Source organism: Amycolatopsis sp. NPDC051371 (assembly GCF_040682155.1).
Taxonomy (GTDB): Bacteria; Actinomycetota; Actinomycetes; order Mycobacteriales; family Pseudonocardiaceae; genus Amycolatopsis.
The window spans coordinates 1-20404 of the sequence record NZ_JBFBAG010000033.1 but is presented as its reverse complement, the minus strand read 5'-3'; the positions used below and the strand labels follow the sequence as shown (position 1 = coordinate 20404).

20 protein-coding genes are annotated in these 20404 nt (G+C 72.3%); 6 read left to right on the top strand and 14 right to left on the bottom strand.

The features are described from left to right. The first annotated feature begins 5 nt into the window (after positions 1 to 5). Complete coding sequence (locus tag AB0M59_RS34015) at positions 6 to 1481, top strand: FAD-dependent oxidoreductase (protein WP_364623697.1); 1476 nt, start codon at positions 6 to 8, stop codon at positions 1479 to 1481. Here AB0M59_RS34015 and AB0M59_RS34010 read toward each other — a convergent pair. Together AB0M59_RS34010 and AB0M59_RS34005 are read right to left on the bottom strand one after the other, a co-directional pair. Beyond that, positions 1478 to 2923 (bottom strand): aldehyde dehydrogenase family protein, encoded by a 1446-nt coding sequence (locus AB0M59_RS34010; RefSeq protein WP_364623695.1) that lies wholly within the window; start codon positions 2921 to 2923, stop codon positions 1478 to 1480. The genes AB0M59_RS34015 and AB0M59_RS34010 overlap by 4 nt on opposite strands. A gap of 54 nt (positions 2924 to 2977) precedes the next feature. Continuing rightward, complete coding sequence (locus tag AB0M59_RS34005; RefSeq protein ID WP_364623693.1) at positions 2978 to 4012, bottom strand: zinc-dependent alcohol dehydrogenase family protein; 1035 nt, start codon at positions 4010 to 4012, stop codon at positions 2978 to 2980. A gap of 75 nt (positions 4013 to 4087) precedes the next feature. Here AB0M59_RS34005 and AB0M59_RS34000 point away from each other — a divergent pair, with 75 nt between their 5' ends. Next, positions 4088 to 4678: a rhomboid family intramembrane serine protease gene (locus AB0M59_RS34000; RefSeq protein ID WP_364623691.1), complete on the top strand. Its 591-nt coding sequence runs from the start codon at positions 4088 to 4090 to the stop codon at positions 4676 to 4678. A gap of 49 nt (positions 4679 to 4727) precedes the next feature. On the opposite strand, the gene AB0M59_RS33995 is transcribed toward AB0M59_RS34000, so the two are convergent. Both AB0M59_RS33995 and AB0M59_RS33990 read right to left on the bottom strand, forming a co-directional pair. Next, positions 4728 to 5198, bottom strand: a complete 471-nt coding sequence (locus AB0M59_RS33995) for a hypothetical protein (RefSeq protein ID WP_364623690.1) — start codon at positions 5196 to 5198, stop codon at positions 4728 to 4730. Between the two features lie 76 nt (positions 5199 to 5274). Next, complete coding sequence (locus AB0M59_RS33990) at positions 5275 to 5826, bottom strand: DinB family protein (protein WP_364623688.1); 552 nt, start codon at positions 5824 to 5826, stop codon at positions 5275 to 5277. Positions 5827 to 5935: 109 nt separating this feature from the next. Between AB0M59_RS33990 and guaA the strand changes: the two genes are divergently transcribed. Continuing rightward, the gene (gene guaA / locus AB0M59_RS33985; protein WP_364623686.1) at positions 5936 to 7492 is read left to right on the top strand and encodes a glutamine-hydrolyzing GMP synthase; all 1557 of its coding nucleotides are present in this window, start codon (positions 5936 to 5938) and stop codon (positions 7490 to 7492) included. A gap of 69 nt (positions 7493 to 7561) precedes the next feature. Here guaA and AB0M59_RS33980 read toward each other — a convergent pair whose 3' ends face one another. Continuing rightward, a complete protein-coding gene (locus AB0M59_RS33980) occupies positions 7562 to 7807 on the bottom strand; it encodes a hypothetical protein (RefSeq protein WP_364623684.1) in 246 nt (81 codons plus the stop codon). After that, the gene (locus AB0M59_RS33975; RefSeq protein ID WP_364623683.1) at positions 7800 to 9083 is read right to left on the bottom strand and encodes a PspC domain-containing protein; all 1284 of its coding nucleotides are present in this window, start codon (positions 9081 to 9083) and stop codon (positions 7800 to 7802) included. Before AB0M59_RS33975 ends, AB0M59_RS33980 begins: the two co-directional genes overlap by 8 nt. 131 nt (positions 9084 to 9214) lie before the next feature. Between AB0M59_RS33975 and AB0M59_RS33970 the strand changes: the two genes are divergently transcribed. Then, on the top strand, positions 9215 to 10510 hold the full coding sequence (locus tag AB0M59_RS33970) for a PspC domain-containing protein (protein ID WP_364623681.1): 1296 nt from the start codon (positions 9215 to 9217) through the stop codon (positions 10508 to 10510). A gap of 40 nt (positions 10511 to 10550) precedes the next feature. Beyond that, positions 10551 to 11219, top strand: coding sequence for a response regulator transcription factor (locus AB0M59_RS33965; RefSeq protein ID WP_364623679.1), 669 nt, complete (start codon positions 10551 to 10553; stop codon positions 11217 to 11219). A gap of 3 nt (positions 11220 to 11222) precedes the next feature. On the opposite strand, the gene AB0M59_RS33960 is transcribed toward AB0M59_RS33965, so the two are convergent. Beyond that, positions 11223 to 12191: a DMT family transporter gene (locus AB0M59_RS33960; protein WP_364623677.1), complete on the bottom strand. Its 969-nt coding sequence runs from the start codon at positions 12189 to 12191 to the stop codon at positions 11223 to 11225. Between the two features lie 104 nt (positions 12192 to 12295). Between AB0M59_RS33960 and AB0M59_RS33955 the strand changes: the two genes are divergently transcribed. After that, positions 12296 to 13198 carry a LysR family transcriptional regulator gene (locus tag AB0M59_RS33955; RefSeq protein WP_364623675.1) on the top strand — a complete coding sequence of 301 codons (903 nt, stop codon included), beginning with the start codon at positions 12296 to 12298 and terminating at the stop codon, positions 13196 to 13198. On the opposite strand, the gene AB0M59_RS33950 is transcribed toward AB0M59_RS33955, so the two are convergent. The 7 genes from AB0M59_RS33950 to AB0M59_RS33920 form a co-directional block, all read right to left on the bottom strand. After that, a complete protein-coding gene (locus AB0M59_RS33950; RefSeq protein WP_364623673.1) occupies positions 13195 to 14301 on the bottom strand; it encodes a serine/threonine-protein kinase in 1107 nt (368 codons plus the stop codon). The two genes, AB0M59_RS33955 and AB0M59_RS33950, sit on opposite strands and share 4 nt — an antisense overlap. Positions 14302 to 14317: 16 nt before the next feature. After that, positions 14318 to 15940 carry a protein kinase gene (locus AB0M59_RS33945; RefSeq protein WP_364623671.1) on the bottom strand — a complete coding sequence of 541 codons (1623 nt, stop codon included), beginning with the start codon at positions 15938 to 15940 and terminating at the stop codon, positions 14318 to 14320. Between the two features lie 215 nt (positions 15941 to 16155). After that, entirely contained in the window at positions 16156 to 17016 is an 861-nt protein-coding gene (locus AB0M59_RS33940; protein WP_364623669.1) for a hypothetical protein, read from the bottom strand. 258 nt (positions 17017 to 17274) lie between these two features. Then, on the bottom strand, positions 17275 to 18579 hold the full coding sequence (locus tag AB0M59_RS33935) for a hypothetical protein (protein ID WP_364623668.1): 1305 nt from the start codon (positions 18577 to 18579) through the stop codon (positions 17275 to 17277). 335 nt (positions 18580 to 18914) lie between these two features. Beyond that, complete coding sequence (locus tag AB0M59_RS33930; RefSeq protein WP_285482411.1) at positions 18915 to 19229, bottom strand: hypothetical protein; 315 nt, start codon at positions 19227 to 19229, stop codon at positions 18915 to 18917. Positions 19230 to 19293: 64 nt separating this feature from the next. Then, complete coding sequence (locus tag AB0M59_RS33925) at positions 19294 to 19590, bottom strand: chorismate mutase (protein ID WP_364623666.1); 297 nt, start codon at positions 19588 to 19590, stop codon at positions 19294 to 19296. A 158-nt stretch (positions 19591 to 19748) separates the two neighbouring features. Further along, positions 19749 to 20174, bottom strand: a complete 426-nt coding sequence (locus tag AB0M59_RS33920; protein WP_364623664.1) for a DUF1707 domain-containing protein — start codon at positions 20172 to 20174, stop codon at positions 19749 to 19751. Positions 20175 to 20404: the final 230 nt, after the last annotated feature.

The window sequence follows — 20404 nt, the reverse complement described above, 5'->3', positions numbered from 1 at the left end:
ACCACATGGACAGAAGGGCATTCCTTCGCGTCGCGGGCGTGTCGGCGGCCGGTGCCGTCGCCGCCGCGTGCGGCCCGGGCGGCCCTTCGGCCCCCGCCGCTTCGACGGGCGCGCCGCCGCCGGTGACGACGTCCGAGCCCACCACCTCACGGTTGCCCACCGGCCCGCCGAACTGGGACGACCTGCGCAGCAAGCTGGCCGGCGGTCTGGTGCGCCCGGGCGGCGACGGGTACGCCACCGCCAAGCGCGCCTTCAACCCGCTCTTCGACGGCAACAACCCGGTCGCCGTGGCGAGCGCGAAGAGCGCCCAGGACGTGCAGGCCAGCGTCCAGGCCGCGGCCGGGCGCGTGACGCTCGCCGCGCGCAGCGGCGGTCACTGCTACGCCGGCTACTCCGTCCCCGAGGGCGGGCTCGTCATCGACGTGTCCGGGATCGACAAGGTGGACATCCGGGGCACCCAGGCCGTCATCGGCGCCGGCGCGAAGCTGAAGGATGTCTACGCCGGCCTGGCGGCAGCCGGTCGCGCGTTGCCCGCCGGCTCCTGCCCGACAGTGGGGATCGCCGGGCTGACCCTCGGCGGCGGCATCGGCGTGCTCGCCCGCAAGTACGGCCTGACGTGCGACCACCTGAGCTCCGCGCACGTCGTCACGGCCGACGGCAAGCTGGTGACGGCGTCCGCGAGCTCCGAGCCGGACCTGTTCTGGGCGCTGCGCGGCGGGGGCGGCGGCAACTTCGGCATCGTCACCGAGTTCACCTTCGAGACCGATCCCGCGCCGAACCTGACGGTGTTCTCGCTGCACTTCCCGGCCGGTTCCGCGGCCGGCGTGCTCGGCGCGTGGCAGGAGTGGATCGCCGCGATGCCGCCGGAGCTGTGGGCGAACATCGTGCTGTCCGGTGGCTCGCCGGTCCAGTGCCGGGTCGGCGGCTGCTATGTCGGCGCCCCCTCCGGGCTCACCACGCTGCTCAACAACCTCACCGCCAACGCCGGCGCGCGGCCGACGCAGCGCACGGTGAAGGCCCTCGACTACCTCGGCGCCATGAACTACTTCTCCGGCAGCTCGGCCCGGCAGTCGTTCGTCGCGTCGTCGCGGATCATCACGAGCCCGGTCGACGCGGCGAAGATCGTCGGTCTCGCCGACGGCCGGCCGGGAATGGACCTGCTCATCGACGGCCTCGGCGGGAAGGTCGGCGAACCGGCGAAGGACGCGACGGCCTTCTGGCACCGCGACGCGCTGGCCAGCGTGCAGATCTACGCACCCGCGACGGCGAAGACCCGGGCGAAGGTGGCGAAGTCGGTGGGCGAGGTCGTCGGGGGGCTCGCGGCGGCGGGGGCCGGCGGCGGGTACGTCAACTACATCGACCCGGCCCTGCCCGACTGGAAGACCGCCTACTACGGCGACAACGCCAAGCGGCTGCAGGACGTCGCGAAGAAGTACGACCCCTACAACGTCTTCCGGTTCGGGCAGGCCGTCGTCGCTTAGAGGTCGATGCCGGTGAAGACCGTGACGCGCTCTTCCGTCAGGTCGTGCATGGCCGCGAGGACGCCTTCGCGGCCGACGCCGGAGCCCTTGACGCCGCCGTAGGGCATCTGGTCGGCGCGGTAGGACGGGACGTCGCCGATGATCACGCCGCCGACCTCCAGCTCCGCCGACGCGTGGAACGCCAGCTGGACGTCGGTGGTGAAGACGCCGGCCTGCAGGCCGTACGCGGATTCGTTGACCGAGCGGAAGGCCTCGTCCACACCGTCCACAACGGACACCGCGAGCACCGGGCCGAAGATCTCCTCGGCCCACGCCTTGGTGTCCGGCGGGACGTCGGTGAGCAGGGTCGGGGCGACGGTCGCGCCGTCGCGGGTGCCGCCGGTGAGCAGCTTCGCGCCCGCCTCGACGGCCTCCGCGACCCAGGCGACGATCCGCTCGGCGGCGGCTTCGTCGACGACCGGGCCGACATCGGTGTTGCGGTCGTACGGATCGCCCGTCCGCTGCGATTCGACGGCTTCCAGCAGCGCGGGCACGAACTCGTCCGCGACGGCGGCGTCCACGATCACCCGCTGCACGGCGATGCAGGACTGTCCGGCCTGGTAGTTGCCGAAGGTGGCGATGCGGTGCGCGGCGCCTTCGGGGTCGGGCCAGTCGCGCAGGACGACGGCCGCCGCGTTGCCGCCGAGCTCCAGCACGACGTGCTTGCGCGGCGCGGCGTCCTTGAGCGACCAGCCGACCGGGCCCGAGCCGGTGAAGGAGACGACGGGCAGCCGCGGGTCGGCGACCAGTGCCTTCGTCTCTTCGTTTCCCAGCGGCAGCACGGAAAACGACCCCTCGGGCAGGTCCGTCTCGGCCAGGATCTCGCCGAGGACCAACGACGACAACGGCGTCCGCGGGGCCGGCTTGACGATGATCGGCGCGCCGATCGCCAGCGCCGGCGCGACCTTGTGCGCCACCAGGTTGAGCGGGAAGTTGAACGGCGCGATGCCGAGTACCGGCCCGCGCGGCACGCGGCGGGTCAGCGCGAGCCGCGCCTCGCCCGCCGGGTCGGTGTCGAGGCGCTGGACGTCGCCGGTGAACCGGCGGGCCTCCTCGGCGGCGATGCGGAACACCGACACCGCGCGCTTGACCTCGGCCTCGGCCCACTTGAGCGGCTTGCCGTTCTCGGCGGTGATCACTTCGGCGATCTCTTCGGCGCGGGCGGCGAGCACCCGGGACACGTGCTCGAGCGCGCCGGCGCGGACGTGCGCGGGAGTGCTGCGCAGCTCCTTGGCGACGGACACCGCGGCGGCGACCGCGCGCTCGACCTGCTCCGGCCCCGGCACGGCGACCGTGGCGACCTCACTGCCGTCGTACGGGTGGTGCACGACGAAGGTGGTGGCGCCCGGCTCCGGGCGGCCGGCGATCCAGGCGGGGCGCGGCTCGGGGGTGATCATGTCCATGCGTACCAACGTAATCCGGGTGGAGGTCTCGACGTGGGACCCCACCCGGACGGGTCACGGCTTGATGAGCACCTTCAGCGCCTCGCGGTCCGCCATGGCGCGGTAGCCGTCCGGCACGCCCTCGACGTCGATGGTCCGGTCGAAGACCTTGCCGGGCTGGTACTTGCCGTCGAGGACGTCCGGCAGCAGCTCGGGGATGTAGTGCCGCGCCGGGGCGACCCCGCCGGTGACGGTGACGTTGCGCCGGAACACCCCCACGCCGATCGGGCCGTCCTCGTACTGCGGCAGGCCGACCCGGCTGACCGCGCCGCCCGCGCGCACGACCCCGACGCCCATCTCGAAGGCGCCCTTCGTGCCGACGCACTCGAGGACAGCGTGCGTGCCCTGGCCGTTCGTCAGCTCGCGCACCTTCTCGATGCCTTCGTCACCGCGCTCGGCGACGACGTCGGTCGCGCCGAACTCGCGGCCGAGGTCGGTGCGGGCCCGGTGGCGGCCCATGAGCACGATCCGGTCGGCGCCGAGGCGCTTCGCCGCGAGGACGGCGGAGAGCCCGACGGCGCCGTCGCCGATGACGGTGACGTTCTGGCCCTCGCTCACCCGCGCCTTCACCGCGGCGTGGTGGCCGGTGGAGAAGACGTCGGACAGCGTCAGCATGGACGCGAGCAGGTCGTCGTCCTCGGTGTGCGGGAGCTTGACCAGCGTGCCGTCGGCCTGCGGGACGCGCACGGCCTCGCCCTGGCCGCCGTCGACGCCCTTCGCGCCCCAGCCGCCGCCGTGCAGGCACGACGTCTGCAGGCCTTCGCGGCAGAACTCGCAGGTGTTGTCGGACCAGACGAACGGCGCGACGGCGAGGTCGCCTTTCTTGACCGTAGTGACGTCGGCGCCGGTCTCCTCGACGATCCCGAGGAACTCGTGCCCGATCCGGCGCCCGTGCTCGCGCGGCGGCATGTCGGCGTACGGCCAGAGGTCGCTGCCGCAGATGCAGGACCGGACGACCCGCAGGACGACGTCGGTGGGCTCGGCCAGCTTCGGGTCCGGAACGGTCTCGACCCGGACGTCGCCGGCGCCGTAGATGACTGTCGCTCGCATGCCAGTGCCTTTCCCGTGGAGGTTCGTGACAAACGTCGGGGGTGCGGCGGCGCTGTCGCGCCTAGATTTTCGTCCATGACCACGCGCACCGCATCCCGCACCCCGTTCGGGCGACTCGCGCTGGGAGCCCGCCGGCCGTACCTCACCGCCGCGGTGTTCCTGGTGACGCTGGCGTGCGGGATCGCGCAGCTGGCGCACCGGCCGCTGTACGACGCGGTCGTCCGCGACGCGGCGCGCATCGACGACGGCGAGTGGTACCGCCTGGTCACCGGAATGTTCTTCCAGGACGGCTGGGCGTTCGGCCTGGTCTCGAACCTGCTCTGGCTGGCGGTGTTCGGCACGCTCGCCGAGCGCGTGTTCGGCCGCGCCCGGTGGCTCCTGCTCTACTTCGGCTGCGGGCTGTTCGGGCAGTTCATGAGCTACGTGTGGCTGAACCCGGTCGGCGCGGGCAACTCGATGTGCGTGGTGGGCCTGATCGGCGCGCTGGCGGCGGTGGTCCTGGTGGCGTCACGCCGCTACGGCGTCGTGCTGCCGGTGCAGTTCCGGATCATGGCGTTCGCGGCGCCGGTGCTGGCCGTGGTCGACACGGTCGTCCACGACAACCACGGCCTTCCGCTGCTGCTGGGGATGGGGCTCGGCTTCCTGCTCCTGCCGCGGGCCCGCTGACCGCGGACGGTCCGGAGCCTCGGCGGGGTGGCTCCGGCCCGTCCGTCTTTCAGTCCGGGTAGCGGCCGCCGAGCCGCTGCCAGTGCGCGACCAAGTCGATTTGCACGGGCACCGCGAGGAGCTCGGCGAGATCCGCTTCGGCCTTGCGAGCCGCTTCCTCGGTGCGTTCCCACTCCCGGTCTTCCAGCCGGGCGTCCGAGCCGAGCACCCCCACGAGCTGCCCGCCCGCACCGCCGCGCGGTTCCGCCCGGGCCTGGGCGGCGGCGATCCGGTCGCACCGCAGCTCGTCGGCCCGGCCGAGGTCCTCGGTGTGGCGGGCGTCGAGGACGATCCCGCTGCCCGAGCGCACCCCGTACCGGGCGGCGATCCGCAGGAGGTCGTTGCTGAACACCCGCGCTTCGGCCGGCAACCACGACAGCCGTTCCCAGTCGGGCGCCGGCTGGTCGTCGCCCCGGCAGACCGCGTACCCGGGCACGTCACACCAGGTCAGCCGGGCTGGTGGGCGGAGTCGGTAGAGCATGCGCGGTCCCCCTCGGCGGCGTGCCCCGGTCGGGGCCGCTCATTACCCGGTGAATCGGACCGGCGGTGACTCGGTGTTACACGGACTGGTGCCGGTAAAGGTCGCGAAGCAGGAGTACCTCCGCGCAGTGGTGGATCATTTCGCGGTGGATGTGCAGCACCAGCGTGGCCATCGGGTACTCCGCGTACGGGCCCTCCGCCGGGCCGCACGGCCGCGCCAGGGCGTCCTCGTCGAGGCCCTTCACACCCTCGACCCACTGCGCGTAGAGCTTGTCGAGCTCCGAAAGCGCTTCGGCGGCCGTCCCCGGGTAGGGGTAGCTGTCGTAGCCGATCGGCGCGCCGCCGAAGTGCGACCCGATCCGCGCGCCGAGCACGCCGACGAGGATGTGACCGAGCCGCCACGCGATCGTCGTGACCGGCGGCGGAGTCGGCTCGGGGAAGGCGAAGTCGATGGTGAACGGGCCCGTACCGGGCTCGTCGTCCGACTTCCGCGGCCGCACGGTCCAGCAATCCAGGACGGGCTCCCGGAAGTACTCGTCGTCGGTGAGCCCCTCGAGCTTCGGGCGCACCAGGACGTTCCAGTGGAAGTCGAGCTGGTCGGTCAGTTCCTTCGTCCAGTTCACAGCCATACCGCGCACCGTAGGCCCGATCGAGGACAGGGGCGGCCCTGAATCCCGGGTGACCCAGCCCACCTGGGACGATGGAGGGGATTCCCGCTTCTCGCCAGGAGGTCGTCAGGTGCCCAACCCCACCGGTCCGGTTCTCGTCGTGGACTTCGGGGCGCAGTACGCGCAGCTGATCGCCCGGCGGGTCCGCGAGGCGCAGATCTACTCGGAGGTCGTGCCGCACAGCGCGTCCACCGAAGAGATCCTCGCGAAGAACCCCTCGGCCATCATCCTCTCGGGTGGCCCCTCGAGCGTGTACGCCGAAGGCGCGCCGGGCATGGACCCGAAGCTGACTGAAGCGGGCGTGCCGATGTTCGGCATCTGCTACGGCCACCAGCTCCTGGCCAGCGCGCTCGGCGGCGTCGTCGAGCCGACCGGCGTCCGCGAGTTCGGCCGCACCGAGGTCCGCGTGACCGGTGACGGCGGTGTCCTGCACGCCGGCCTGCCCGCGCACCAGCCGGCCTGGATGAGCCACAACGACAGCGTCACCAAGGCGCCGGAGGGTTCGGTCGTCACCGCGTCCTCCGACGGCGCCGAGGTCGCCGGCTTCGAAGACGTCGAACGCCGCTTCGCCGGCGTCCAGTACCACCCGGAGGTCGCGCACTCGCCGCACGGCCAGGAGGTGCTGCGCCGGTTCCTGCGTGACATCGCCGGCATCGAGCCGCAGTGGACGACGTCGTCGATCGTCGAGGACCAGGTCAGGCGGATCAGCGAGCAGATCGGTGACGGCCGCGCGATCTGCGGCCTGTCCGGCGGCGTCGACTCCGCCGTCGCGGCCGCGCTCGTGCAGCGCGCCATCGGGGACAGGCTGACCTGCGTGTTCGTCGACCACGGTCTGCTGCGCGCGGGCGAGCGCACCCAGGTCGAGCAGGACTTCGTGTCCGCCACCGGGGTCAACCTCGTCACGATCGACGCGCGTGAGCGGTTCTTGGACGCACTCGCCGGCGTCACCGACCCGGAGCAGAAGCGCAAGATCATCGGCCGCGAGTTCATCCGCGTGTTCGAGCAGGCCGAGCGCGACCTCAAGGCCGCGGGCGACTACCGGTTCCTCGTCCAGGGCACGCTGTACCCGGACGTCGTCGAGTCCGGCGGCGGCGAGGGCACGGCCAACATCAAGAGCCACCACAACGTCGGCGGCCTGCCGGACGACCTGCAGTTCGAGCTGGTCGAGCCGCTGCGGCTGCTGTTCAAGGACGAGGTCCGCAAGGTCGGCACGGAGCTGGGCCTGCCCGAGACGATCGTCCAGCGCCAGCCGTTCCCCGGCCCCGGCCTGGGCATCCGCATCATCGGCGCGGTCGACCAGGAGCGCCTCGACACCTTGCGCGCGGCCGACCTGATCGCCCGCGAGGAGCTGACGGCGGCCGGGCTGGACCGCAGCATCTGGCAGTGCCCGGTGGTGCTGCTCGCCGACGTCCGCAGCGTCGGCGTCCAGGGCGACGGCCGGACCTACGGCCACCCGATCGTCCTGCGGCCGGTGTCGTCGGAGGACGCGATGACCGCGGACTGGACGCGCCTGCCGTACGAGGTCCTGGAGCGGATTTCGACCCGCATCACCAACGAGGTCGCGGAGGTCAACCGGGTGGTCCTGGACGTGACGTCCAAGCCGCCGGGCACGATCGAGTGGGAGTAGAGGCTTAGACAGGTCTCGAGGCCCCTGGCGTGGGATCCAGGGGCCTCGAGAGTGAGTGGTGTTCTTCGGTTACCGGCGGCGTTTGCTGCCGAACGACGCGCCGAGGAGCAGGAGCCCCACGAACACCGCGCCCCCGGCGATCACCCAGCGGAAGTCGAACTGCGGCAGCCAGCTCGCGCCGTCCGAAAGGACGTAGGCGGACACGAGCAGCGTCGCGACTCCGACGATCAGGGTGAAGATGTCCACGCCACCGCGTTTCGCGGGCGGCTGTGTCTCCGTCGGGTTGTCGTAGGCGTAAGGGTTCTGGTCAGCCACGGCGCACCTCCACGTTGCCCACGCTGTTCTTCACGTGCAGGGTGATCTTCTGGCCGCCGGGACCGTCCTTGCCGTAGTCGGTCCCGGTCAGCGCGTCCTGGCTGATGCCGTCGGTGGAGCGGTCGAAGCACTCCGTCGAGCCGGCGCCGGTGTGGCAGTCGTAGGTGACGTCCGCCGTGTCCGGCACGATGACGGTGGTGTCGCCGGCGCCGTTGACCACGTTGGTGGTGATCGGGGAGGAGCCGGCCGGCAGCTCGGTCAGGTCGACGTCGAGGTTGCCCGCCGCGTGCTGGTAGAGCGGCCGCACGTCGGTCACGGAGTGCGGGGTCTCCTGGATGTCGTCCACGCCGCCGCGGAAGTCGAAGTTCTCGAACGGCACGGTCGTCAGCACCATCCCGGCGATCGCGAGCGGCACGGCGAGCCCGATCAGGCCGCGCCCGCCGCGGGCGAACGCGCCGGTGACCAGGCCGATCCCGACCACGCCGAGCACCAGGCCGATGATGTGCTGCGCGGAGAACCAGCCGGCGCCGTTGAGGTTCGCCAGCACGCCTCCGCCGGCGGTCAGCACGGCGAGCGCGAAGGTCACCGAACCGACCTTCGAGTTGCGGCGCCGCTCGGGCCGCTGGTAGGTCGGCGGCGCGGGCGGAGGCGGCGGCTGCGAAGACGGCGGATCGGGCAGGTCCCAGCCGGCCGGGTCGGCGGCGAGCGGGTCCCAGCCCGGCTTCGTCTCCGCGGCCGCGGTCGCGGTGTCGGTCATGGTGAAGGCTCCGTTCCCGGTGAAGGCCTGTGTCCGCGAAACGACCGGCGCGGGCCGGTTCTCCTGGCCGCGGCTGCGGTGCAGCAGGTAGAGCGCGATGGCGATGAGGGCGAAGCTGATGAGGGCGCCGCCGTCGAACCACGAGCCGCTGAAGCTGCCCCCGACGCTGACGACGGTGAGCACGCTGAGCACGACGGCGAAGGCCGGCGAAACCGAGGACCGGCCGCGCCCGATCAGGCTTTCGAAGCCGGAGACCTCGTCGCTCTCGCCCGGCAGGAACAGCCACCCCAGCAGGTAGAAGGGGACGCCGAAGCCACCGAAGATCGTCGCGACCACGAGCGCGATCCGCACGACGACGGGATCGATCCCGTACCGGTACCCGATGGCGGCGGCGACGCCGGCCACCTTCCGCCCGGCGTGCGGCCGCCTCGGCCGGCTCACCCAGAAGTCCTTCACGGTTTCTTCGAAGCCGTTCAACGGACTCGGCTTCGGTGCCCGTGTCTCACTCGCACCACTCATACCGAAGAGCATGCGGCACGGGCGATCGGCGGACATCCGGGATGGTCCCTGAGGTTTCCCGGAGGGGGATTCCGGGGCCGGGTCCGGATCAGGGACTTCCCCGATGGAAGCCCGCGCCCCTGCGTGTGACCATGGACCACGTGCAGGAAGCCCTCGACCACGTAGCCCCCGACCAGGTGGCCGTCCCGGACAAGCCCAAGATGTTCCGGCGCCGGTCCGGCCGGGCGATCGCCGGGGTCGCCGGGGGGCTCGCCGATCACCTCGGGGTGCCCGTCGTCTGGGTGCGGACCGCCTTCGCGCTGCTCGCCGCCCTCAACGGGGCCGGCCTGCTCGCCTATGGGCTCCTCTGGGTCTTCGTCCAGCAGCAGACCGAAGAGACCGCGCAGGCACCCACCTCGAAGGAGCGTCAGCAGGCGTTCGGCCTGATCGCGCTCGGGGTCGGCCTCGCCGTCGCCAGCGGGACGCTCACCGGGTTCATCAGCGGCTGGGTCGCCGTGCCGCTCGCCGTTGCGATGATCGGTCTCGCCGTCGTCTGGCGCGAGGCCGACGAGTCGCAGCGCCGCCGTTGGCGCGTCGGTGCGAAGGACGGCTTCGCGGGCGCCTTCCTCGGTGGGGGTGGCTGGTCGGCCGCGATCCGGATCGTCGCCGGCGTCGCGCTGGTGATCACCGGCATCGGCGTCGTCGCGCTCCGCAGCGGCAGCCTCGACCAGGTCCAGTTCGCCCTGATCGCCGTCATCGCGACGCTGATCGGCGTCGCCGTCCTGACCATCCCGTTCTGGCTGCGGCTGGTCCGTGACCTCTCCGACGAGCGCAAGGCCCGCATCCGCACCGACGAACGCGCCGAGATCGCCGCGCACCTGCACGACTCCGTCCTGCAGACGCTCGCGTTGATCCAGAAGCAGAGCGAACAACCGCGCGAGGTCGCGCGGCTGGCCCGCAGCCAGGAACGCGAGCTGCGTGGCTGGCTCTACGGCCCGAACGGCTACGGCAAGCCCGTCGAGAACCCCGAGGAAACCCCGACCACCGGCCAGCTGTCCGAAGCGCTCGCGACGGCGTGCGGCGAGGTCGAGGACACCTTCGCGATCTCCGTCGGCCAGGTCGTCGTCGGCGACGCCGAGCTGGACGACTCGCTGGTCGCGCTGGTCCAGGCCGCGCGCGAAGCGATCGTCAACGCCGCGAAGCACGCCGGCGTCGAGGAGGTCAGCGTCTTCGCCGAGGTCGAGCCGACGTCGGTGACGGTGTTCGTCCGCGACCGCGGCAAGGGCTTCGACCCGGACCTGGTCCCGGACGACCGCCACGGGCTCGCCGACTCGATCCGCGGCCGGATGACCCGGCACGGCGGCACGTGCAAGGTGCGCACCGCGCCGGGGAAGGGCACCGAAGTGCAGCTCGCCATGCCGGTGAAAGCGGGCAAGGGGGCCGCGTGAGCGGGCTATGCTCGGGGCTCAGGGCTAGCGAGGGAGAGTCGTGACGGATAGCCAGCGGGAACCGGTCAAGGTGTTCCTCGTCGACGACCACGCGTTGTTCCGCGCGGGGGTGCGCACCGAGCTCGACTCGATCACGGACGAAGTCCGGGTGGTCGGCGAGGCCGGTTCGGTCGCCGAAGCGGTCGCCGGGATCGCGCGGACGAAGCCCCAGGTGGTGCTGCTCGACGTCCACATGCCCGACGGCGGCGGCGCCGAGGTGCTGCGCCGCGTCCGCCCCGAGCTGCCGGACGTGGTGTTCCTGGCGCTGTCGGTGTCCGACGCGGCGGAAGACGTCATCGCGGTCATCCGCGCGGGTGCCCGCGGGTACGTGACGAAGACGATCTCGTCGAAGGAGCTGGTCCGCGCGGTGGTCCGCGTCTCGGACGGCGACGCGGTGTTCTCCCCGCGCCTGGCGGGCTTCGTCCTGGACGCGTTCGCCGACCGCCCGGGCTCGGCGCCGATCAACGACCCCGAGCTGGACCTGCTGACCCCCCGCGAACGCGACGTCCTCCGCCTGCTGGCGCGCGGCTATGCGTACAAGGAGATCGCGTCGGAGCTGTTCATCTCGGTCAAGACCGTCGAGACGCACGTGTCGAGCGTCCTGCGGAAGACCCAGCTCTCGAACCGCTACGAGCTTTCTCGCTGGGCCTCCGACCGCCGCCTGGTCTGACGCTCAGTCCGCCAGAGGAGCGAGCGGCCGGGGCGCGCGCCCGGTGGTGTCGTCACCAAGCCCATCCGCCTGGTCACCGGGCACTTCAGCGGCCACTCGCTCCGGCTTCTGGAGGCGGGTCAGCGCGACCCCGCCGAGGACGACGACCATGCCCGCGATCACCCGCAGGTTCAGCTGTTCGCCCAGGAACACCGCGCCCAGCAGCACCGAGACCACCGGCAGCAGGTACCCGACCACCGACGCCGCGACCGCGCCCTCGCTCGCCAGGAGCTGGTAGTTCAGCGCGAACGCGATACCCGTCGACCCGATGCCCAGCACCAGGACGGCCAGCAGCGGCCCGGTGGACACGTGCACCGGCGTGAACCCGCCCGCCGGCAGCGCCAGCACCAGCATCCCGCTGGCCAGCAGCATCTGCCCGGCCGAGATCGCGTAGGGCGAAGAAGTCGAAGAAGACAGGTACTTGCCCTCGTAGACGAACGCGAAGCCGTAGCTCGCCGCCGCCGCGAGGCACGCCAGCGCGCCCCAGCTCAGCAGCCCCGACGCCTGCCACGGCGCGAAGATCAGCAGGATCCCGCCGAGCCCGATCAGCAGGCCGGCCAGCCGGGCCCCCGCCATCCGGGACGACGTCCCCATCATCGGCGCCGCCAGCAGCACCCACAACGGCGTCGTCGAGTTCAGCACCCCGGTGATCCCCGAGTCGACGGTCGTCTCGCCGATCGCGAACAGCAGGAACGGCAGCGCGTTGTGGAAGAACGCCGCGACGGCCAGGTGGCCCCACACCCGCCGGTCGCGCGGCAGGCGGGCCCGCTGCACCCGGCACAGCACCAGCAGCATCGCCGCGCCGAGCACGAGCCGCGCCAGCACCAGCTGCACCGGCGAGAACATCCCCAGCCCCAGCTTGATCCAGAAGAAGCTCGAGCCCCACATCAACGCCAGCGCGGCGATCCTCAACAGGGTCTTCGACTCGCCCACCCCAGTCCTCCTTCTCCGATCATGCGCCAGCTTCGTCCGGGGAAGACGTAAGGACAAGCGAAAATAACTGCAGGAACCTTTAAGCTCAGCTGTACGATCGAGGCATGCTCGACGTCCGCCGCATGCAGGTCCTCCGCGCCGTGATCACCAGCGGGTCGATCACCGCCGCGGCTCGCAACCTCGGCTACACGCCGTCCGCGATCAGCCAGCAGCTCTCGGCGCTGGAACGCGAAGCCGGCACCGAACTGCTCGAGCGCGTCGGACGCGGTGTGCGGCCGACGCCGGCGGGCGCGCTGCTGTCCGAACACGCCGAGACGCTGAGCACCGAGCTCGCGAAGGCCGAGGCGGCGCTGACCGAGCTCAAGGAGGGCCGCATCGGCCGCGTCGCCATCCGCTACTTCGCGACGGCCGGCGCGTCCCTGGTCCCGCCCGCCATCGCCGCGGTCCGCCGCGAGCACCCCGGCGTCCGCCTGGACCTCAAGCTGGTCGAGCCCGACGACCCGATGATGGACGTCGAAACGGGCGACGCCGACGTCGCGATCACCGTCTTCCCCCGCAAGAGGCAGCCCGGCAAGGGCGTCGAGCTCGTCCACCTGCTCGACGACCCGTACCGGGCCGTGCTGCCCAAAACCCACCCGCTGGCCCGCAAGCGCGTGCTCGACCTGACGGAGTTCGCCGAGGAGCCCTGGGTCGGCGTCGACGGCCTGCCGGGCGTCTGCCGCGACATCCTGGACAGCGCCTGCGCGTCCGCCGGCTTCTCGCCGAACGTCGTGGTCGAATCCGAGGACTACCAGACGGCGCAGGGGTTCGTCGCCGCCGGCATCGGCGTCGGCCTGATCCCGGAGCTCGGGCTCGGCGCGCAGCACCCCGGCGTCGTCGTCCGCAAGATCCGCAACCCCGAGCCGGTCCGCGCGATCCACGCCGCGGTCGCGTCCCGGGCGTGGGGCCACCCGGCCGTCCGCACGCTGCTCGAGGCCATGCGCGCGGCGACCGCCAAGGTGGCTTAGACGAAGAACAGCTCCGAGACGAGGATGCCGACGAGCACGGCAGCGAGGATCGCGGCCACGGTGATCAGCGTCTTCTTCGACACCGGCAGGTTCCACGCCTGCGCCTGCGGCTGTGGTCCCGGCGCGAGCGGCGGCGCGTACTGCGTCGGCTGCGGCACCGGCTGCATCCGCTGCGTCTCCTCCGCCGAGGAGTAGCCGGGCGCGGCGACCGGGACCTGCTGCTGGAACTGCGGTCCCGACGGCGGCATCGGGGGTGGCATCGGCGGTCCCGCGGCCGCCAGCCCCGGGTTGAAGGGCGGGGGCGGGGGCGGCGGCATCCCGGGTGCGGTCGGCGGGATGAACGCCGTCTCGCGGCCTTCGGTGATCGCGCTCAGCGAGCGGACCGTGTCGGCCATCGTCGGCCGGGTGGTCGGGTCGGAACGCAGCATCTTGCGCAGCGCCGCCGTCAGCACGCCCGCGTTCTGCGCCGGCCGCTCGGACGACTGCCCGTCGTCCCCGAACGGCGGCACGCCCTCGACGGACGTGTACAGCGTCGCGCCCAGGGAGAAGACGTCCGCGGCCGGCGTCGGGGGCAGTCCCCGCGCGACCTCGGGCGCCACGTACGCCGCGTGGGGTCCGCCACCGCTGATGCCGATGTCGGTGAGCTTCACGCCGCCGTCGTCGGCCAGCAGCACCGTGCCCGGCTCGAGCGTGCGGTGCACGAACCCGGCCGCGTGGATCGCGGCGAGCGCGTTGCCGAGCTGGATCCCCAGCTGCGCCGCCTGGTCGGGGGTGAGCCGGCCGTGCTCGGCGAGGAACGTCGCCATGCTGCGCGACGGGATGTACTCCATCACCAGCCAGACGTCCTGGCCGTCGGGCAGCACGTCGAACACCTTGATCGCGCTGGGGTGCTCGATCCGGGCGGCGTCCTTGCCCTCCTGCATGGCGGCCGCGCGTGCCTGCTCGGCACGGTCACCCGCGCCGACCGGGAGGTACATCCGCTTCATCGCGACGGTGCGGAACAGCCGCGTGTCGAACGCCAGCCACACGATGCCCGCGCGGCCGCGGCCGATCGGCTGGTCCAGCCGGAACCGGCCGCCGACGATGGTGCCTTCGGAACTCAACACAAACCTCGGACTGTCAGGGGTTGTTGCCGGCCGGGGTGGATTCCGGCGGAGTTGACTCAGGCGTGGACGAACTCGGCGTTGTCGATGGTGTCGTCGTCTTCGGAGTCGTCTTGGGTGTAGTGGTCTTCTCCGGTTCGGTCTGCCGGGAAGTCGTGCGCTTGGACGAGGTCGTCTCCGACACCGGCGGCGGCACGTCCGCCGTCTCGGTCGGCTCGTCCGTCGTCGACGGCTGCGAGTCCGTCGTCGCGACCGGCGTCGGCTTGCTGCTCGAAATCGGCGCGGCCGGCGCTTCCGGGTTGTTCGGGCTCAGCAGCCAGACGGCCAGCGCGACCAGGCCCACGACCACGATGCCGCCGATGATCGCCGGGCGCTTCCAGGCGCCGGGCTTCTCGTCGTCATCGTCGGCGGGGCCGGTCTGCGGGCGCCGCGGCGGGGGCGGCGGGGCCGGCTCGTCGTCGTAGTCGTCGTACTGGTCGTCCGCGTACGGGCCCTGGCCGTGCGGGGGCACCGGCACCGCGCGGGTCGCGGCCAAGCCGGGCGGCACGCCGCCGGCGTAGTGCTGGTCGTCGTCTTGGTAGCGGCCGTACCCGTCGTAGTCGTCCTCCGGGTAGCCGGTGCCTTCCGGGTAGTCGTCCTCGTCGTAGTACGGGACGGCCTGCGTCGGGGCCTGGTTGTCGAGGAGGCTGCCCGAGTGCCCGGCAGGGATCTCGTCGAACATCTGGGTCGCGTTCGGGTCCGCGACGGCGGCCGCGCCCAGGATGCCCGCGGACGGCGCCATCATGGTCTCGTCCGACGGCCCGCCGAGCGGCAGCTCACCCCGCGCGACGGCCGCGAGCAGCTCTTCGCACTCTTCGGCGGTCGGCCGGTGCTCGATCTCCGGGTGCAGCAGCACGGCCAGCACGCTCGCCAGCGGGCCGGACTGGCGCGGCGGGTTGATCTGCCCGGCCGCGACCGCGTGCAGCAGGCTCAGCGTGTTCTCCGACAGCCCGAACGGCGGCTGGCCCTCGCACGCCGCGTAGAGCGTGGACCCGAGGGAGAAGACGTCGGACTCCGGGCCGGGCTCGCCGCCGATGGCCACCTCGGGGGCCAGGTAGGCGGGGGTGCCGGCGATCATCCCGGTCTTGGTGACCGTGACGTCGTCCTTGGCGCGGGAGATGCCGAAGTCGGTGATCTTCACGACGCCGTTGGCGCCGAGCAGGATGTTGCCCGGCTTGATGTCGCGGTGGACGATGCCGACCGCGTGCGCCTCGCGCAGCGCCGCGGCGACCTGGGCGCCGATGCGCGCCACCTCGGTCGGCGGCAGCGTGCGGCGGTCCTGCAGCACGGCGGCCAGGCTCGTGGAGTTGAGGTACTCCATGATCAGGCACGGCTGCCCGTTGTCGTCGGTGACGACGTCGAAGACGGAGATGGCGTTCGGGTGGTGCAGCCGGGCCGCGATCCGGCCCTCGCGCATCGTCCGCTGCCGCGCGTCCTCGGCGTCGTGCTCGTCCAGGTGCGAATGGAGCAGGAGCTGCTTGATGGCCACGGTGCGGCCCAGGACTTCGTCATGCGCCTGCCAGACGGCCCCCATCGCGCCCGTGCCGATCCGGCCGACGATGCGGTATCGATCGGCGACCAGGCGACCCTCGTCGCTCACGCGACCTCCCTTTGGGCTCCGACTTCACCAGGGCGTGAGGATCGGTGCCTGGTGACGCGGCCACGAGCACGCCGCTTCGCTGGAGCGTATGCACATGTCGTGGGCTGTGGGCCGACTCTCCCGAGATCGGCTCGTGACAAGGCTAGGCGCTCACTCTGCGCACACGAATCCGGTACAGGCACTTGAACCACGGGTGAAGGGCCGATCGCCCAGGGCTACATGTATTGGGCCGAGACGAGCTCGGCTTCGGTGATCAACCCGCCCGTGTCGGCGACCCGGAACAGCTGGGTCACGCGCACCAGGGCGCCGTCCGGCCGGTGGAGCGTCGCGACCGCGAGGATCGAGCCGTCCGGCTTGATCTGCGTGTCGGCCTCCTGGACGTCGATGGCGTCCATCGAGCTCCAGGTGCGGACCAGCTCGCCGGCCGCGCCGTCGGCCAGCGACGGGCTCAGCAGCGCGAGCGCGCCCGTCGAGTCCCGCGCGATGGCGGCGTAGAAGTCCTTGACGGCCTGGATCTTCCGGCTCGCGCTGCGCGCGTCGGCGGCCGTGTCCGGCACCGCGTCCGTGGTGACCGGCGCGGCCTGGGTCCGCGGACCGCCGGTGGTCGATTCGTCGGCCGACGGCGCGCCGCCGGAGTGCGTGCCCGGGGCGGGGGCGCTGCGCTGCTCGGGCGCGCCGCCGCCGGCCTGGTGCTGGGGGACGGCGAGGCCGCCGAGCTCCGCGGCGCCGGTGAAGCCCGCGGGCGTGGACTGGCCGCCTTCGGACACCGCGCGGTGCGCGCTGGTCAGCATCGGCGCGGCGACCACCGCGCCGGCGACGAGCGCCCCGGCGGCGACGAGCCCGGCCAGCTTGGCGCGGCGGACGAACCTGCTCTCCGGCTCGTCGGAGTCTTCGTCCCGCGCCGGCTCGCGGACGGGCTCCGGACGCGGCGGCAGGAACCGCTGCGGATCACGGAAGACCTGCTCGAGATAGTCGCGATCGGCGTCGCCGACGCCGTCGAGAATCTCGGCCGGGATCACGTCCTCGACGCGGACGGCGTTGGGTACCTCACGCCGTGTGCGCTGCCGATCAAGCACGAATGTCCTCGCTCTGGGTTCCGGGGACGGTCGCTCGGCCGTTCGCCGGGCTTCCGTTGGTCCGGATGGCCGACTCGTGGCCGGTTCCGGATCCGCTGTCGTCAGGTAACCCTGTGCGGACGAGCACCACCAGGCTCTGTCGCCGGAATGCTGTCGCGATACGACGAGCGGCAGCTTATGTCACCCACCCGGACCAGGGGGAACCGCTCGGCGCACCGCACGTGCATCGGAACGGGCGAGCCGCACGTGCAGGCTCGGTTACTGGCCGTCAGCCGCGATCTTGTCGCCGTCCCCGAACGTCAGCGTGCGCTGTTCGATCGTCTTGGACCCGTCGGTGTGGGTGATCTCGACGGTGTTCACCGTGACGCCGCGCTGCTGGTCGATGCTGATCTTCCGGACCTCGAAGTAGGCGACGCCCGCGTACCGCTCGGCGAGGGCCTGCGGGCCCTGGTCGTGCAGGTCGCCGGTGGTCACCGCCGACGCCGCGGCGGGGTCGGTCGTGACGGTGTTGAAGAACTTCTCCGAGTTGTCGCCCATGGTCTGCGCGTCCGGGGGGAAGGAGTACCACCAGGGCGGCTTGACCGGGGTCTCGCGCTGGGCGGGCGTGACGGCGGGCTTCTGCGGCCGTCCGCTCGGCGTGGTCGCGCCGGACGTCCCCGAGCCGGCGGAACTGTCCCTGACCGGCGGCGATGGGACGCCGTCGACGGGGCCGGCGCCACCGCCGCTGGTGCGCCCGGCCGGCCGGTCCGCCGAGGGCGTGCTGTCGTCCGGCCCCGGCGCGGAACCGCCCTGCCGGGACGGCGGCTCGGCCTCGCCCGTCGGGTCGATGACGGTCGGCGCGCCCTGGTAGCCCGGCCACGCGCCCTGCACGGCCTGGTCCACCGGCGGCTTCCCGACCAGGTAGGACCCGGCGAAGAGCAGCCCGACGACCACGGCGCCGGACGCGCCGGTCGCGAACCAGGCCGCCTTCTTCCACGTCTTCGGCGGGGTCACGGACGCGGGCACCGACCCGATGGTGAAGCCGCCGAGCCCGTCGATCGGGGGTGCCGCGTAGATGAGGACGTCGTCGTCTTCCGGGTCCGTGCTGCGCGGCTGCGGGGTGGTCAGCGAGACGCGGGTGCGCCGCGCGGCCAGGTCGCCGCGGGTCTCGGGCCGCGGCGGCGCGACGGGCTCAGCCGGCTCGACGTCGTCCAACGGGAGGCTGCCGTGCGAAGCGGGGAAGAGCGGGGGCGCGGGGCGCCGGTCGCGAGGCTGGGGCAGCACGCCGGACGTCGGCTGGGGGAGCGGGATCGCGCCGGACACCGGCTGCGTGAGGGGAAGAGGTCCGGACGTCGGAAGGGCGCCGGACCTCGGCTGGGCGAGCGGATGTGCCCCGGACCTCGGCTGCGCGAGGGGGAGTGACCCGGACACGGGCGGGTCGACCGGCGCCGGGGCGGCCGCGTGGCGCCGCCCGGCGCGGTTCGGGGGCAGCGGCGGCGTCCAGCCGTCCGTGCCGCCGAGCCGGTGCCGCCCGGGATGCGCGGGCGCGCCGCCGCGTCCGTGGAACTCCGTGCCTTGGGTCATGTCGGCTCGACCACCCGGCGGTCCCGCCGTGACGCCGTCCGGCGGCAGGAGAACCCGATCGGAGCACCCTCACGAGCGGAATCGCGTTCGGAATCCTGCGCAGATGCACGCGCATGCGAGACCGGGCGCGCGGGGCCAGTGCCCCCGCGCGTCCTCCGGGCTTCGCCCGAACCAGACGCAAGGGTCCTCACGGCGTCAACCCTAGGAGCATCCGGCGTAGAAAGTCGCCCCCAAACCTGCAAGTTGCAGAGGTTTCACTCGGTCGGGCGCGACCGAAAGGGGGAAAGTGACGCTACGAAGTCTCACCCAGCGCCATCAGGCCAGCTCAGGGGGTTTCAGCCGCCGGTGCGATAACGGTCACGGGTGGACTGCAGCGCCTTCGTCGCCACCACACCGCTACCCGCCGCGACGAGGATCGCCACGATGTCGAGCGTCGGGCCCCCGGCCGTGAGCAACCAGGCGAACAGCGACGCGGCGGTGGTCCCGCCGGCCACGGCCCAGCGACCGCGGACGTACTGCGCGACCGGCGCGCCGCCGGCCCGCTTGCCCGCTGCGTTGTTCAGCATCGCCAGATACCCCACATGACCCAGCGCGGCCAGCACGCTCGCGAGCGCGACGATGACGGCGATGAGGTTCACGAGCCAGTCCATGACCCCAGTCTGCCCGCAGCGGGGTCACCGGTGCCTCAGGGAAGACCCGGAATTCGGACAACCGTTACCGGCCGAGCCTGCCGCGGCCGAGGTTCAGCAGCGCCATTGCCAGCTGGCGGCCGTCCGGGCCGAGCTCTCGGTAGCGCGCGAGCACGTCCATCTCGCGGTTGTAGACGATCCGCGTGCCGCCGGCGGCCATCCGCGCGGCCCCGATCGTCTTGGACACCTCGACCCGGCGCTTCACCAGGCGCAGGATTTCCTTGTCCAGGAAGTCGATCTCCTGCCGGAGCGACGCGATGTCGTCCCCGGCCGGGGTGTCCTCGGCGGGCTGGCCGTCGGCGTTCGTCGCTTGTGCGTTCATCGGGACCTCTCCCTCGGTGCCCGGACCCGGCCCCTGGGACGGCGACAGCCCCGGGTCCGTGGACTCCGGGGCTGGCGTGATGGCGGTTCGGGCACTACGCGATCACGGGAGCCGGAGTCCGGGTCCCGTAAAAAAATCGCTCTGCGTGCCGCATGGGATCAGTATGGCACAGCCGCGCCGGGCCGCTCCCGGAACGAGCGCACCCTCGCATGAACGAAGAGGCTCACCGCGAGCCAGAAGATCGGGAAGGCCGGCCAGAAGAACCCGGCGCCCAGCACCGCCCAGCGGACGATGGCCAGCACGGCGATCGCGACCACCACGGCGAGGTGCAGGCGCAGCGCCGGGTGCCGCCGCAGCGCGGCCCGGGTCAACGGGAAGCCGGGCCGGTCCGGTGCGGGCCGCGGCAGGTCGGTGGTGAGCGCGGTCAGCTCGTCGGTGAACCGCGCGGCGTAGACGTGGGTGAGGCGCTCTTCGACCTCTTCGAGGGTGAGCCGGCCTTCGGAGCCGGCGGTCTGGACGGCGGTGGCGACGTGTTCGCGGTCGGCGTCGGCGGCCCGGATGCGGGCGGTGCGGTTGTCTTCCATGTCCGCCGATGCTCCGCGCGGCGGGCCCGCGGCGCGTCGGACGCCAGGCGACACCTTCCGCTACGCCCGCCGCGGTAGGCACGCAGCCGACCCCGACGCGGTGACGACTCTTTCACCGCGCCCGACGAAAGGGTCCCGGCAAAGTCATCACGCCTCGGGTGCTCGTGGCTCGCCAAAGGTCTTGAATGACTCATTCAGGACCTCCGAAGACCTGAATGAGTCATTCAAGA

Coding starts and splice junctions, on each gene's coding strand:
- AB0M59_RS34015 (WP_364623697.1), top strand. CDS start 6: ATGGACAGAAGGGCATTCCTTCGCGTCGCGGGCGTGTCGGCGGCCGGT.
- AB0M59_RS34010 (WP_364623695.1), bottom strand. CDS start 2,923: ATGGACATGATCACCCCCGAGCCGCGCCCCGCCTGGATCGCCGGCCGC.
- AB0M59_RS34005 (WP_364623693.1), bottom strand. CDS start 4,012: ATGCGAGCGACAGTCATCTACGGCGCCGGCGACGTCCGGGTCGAGACC.
- AB0M59_RS34000 (WP_364623691.1), top strand. CDS start 4,088: ATGACCACGCGCACCGCATCCCGCACCCCGTTCGGGCGACTCGCGCTG.
- AB0M59_RS33995 (WP_364623690.1), bottom strand. CDS start 5,198: ATGCTCTACCGACTCCGCCCACCAGCCCGGCTGACCTGGTGTGACGTG.
- AB0M59_RS33990 (WP_364623688.1), bottom strand. CDS start 5,826: ATGGCTGTGAACTGGACGAAGGAACTGACCGACCAGCTCGACTTCCAC.
- AB0M59_RS33975 (WP_364623683.1), bottom strand. CDS start 9,083: ATGAGTGGTGCGAGTGAGACACGGGCACCGAAGCCGAGTCCGTTGAAC.
- AB0M59_RS33970 (WP_364623681.1), top strand. CDS start 9,215: ATGGACCACGTGCAGGAAGCCCTCGACCACGTAGCCCCCGACCAGGTG.
- AB0M59_RS33955 (WP_364623675.1), top strand. CDS start 12,296: ATGCTCGACGTCCGCCGCATGCAGGTCCTCCGCGCCGTGATCACCAGC.
- AB0M59_RS33935 (WP_364623668.1), bottom strand. CDS start 18,579: ATGACCCAAGGCACGGAGTTCCACGGACGCGGCGGCGCGCCCGCGCAT.
- AB0M59_RS33930 (WP_285482411.1), bottom strand. CDS start 19,229: ATGGACTGGCTCGTGAACCTCATCGCCGTCATCGTCGCGCTCGCGAGC.
- AB0M59_RS33925 (WP_364623666.1), bottom strand. CDS start 19,590: ATGAACGCACAAGCGACGAACGCCGACGGCCAGCCCGCCGAGGACACC.
- AB0M59_RS33920 (WP_364623664.1), bottom strand. CDS start 20,174: ATGGAAGACAACCGCACCGCCCGCATCCGGGCCGCCGACGCCGACCGC.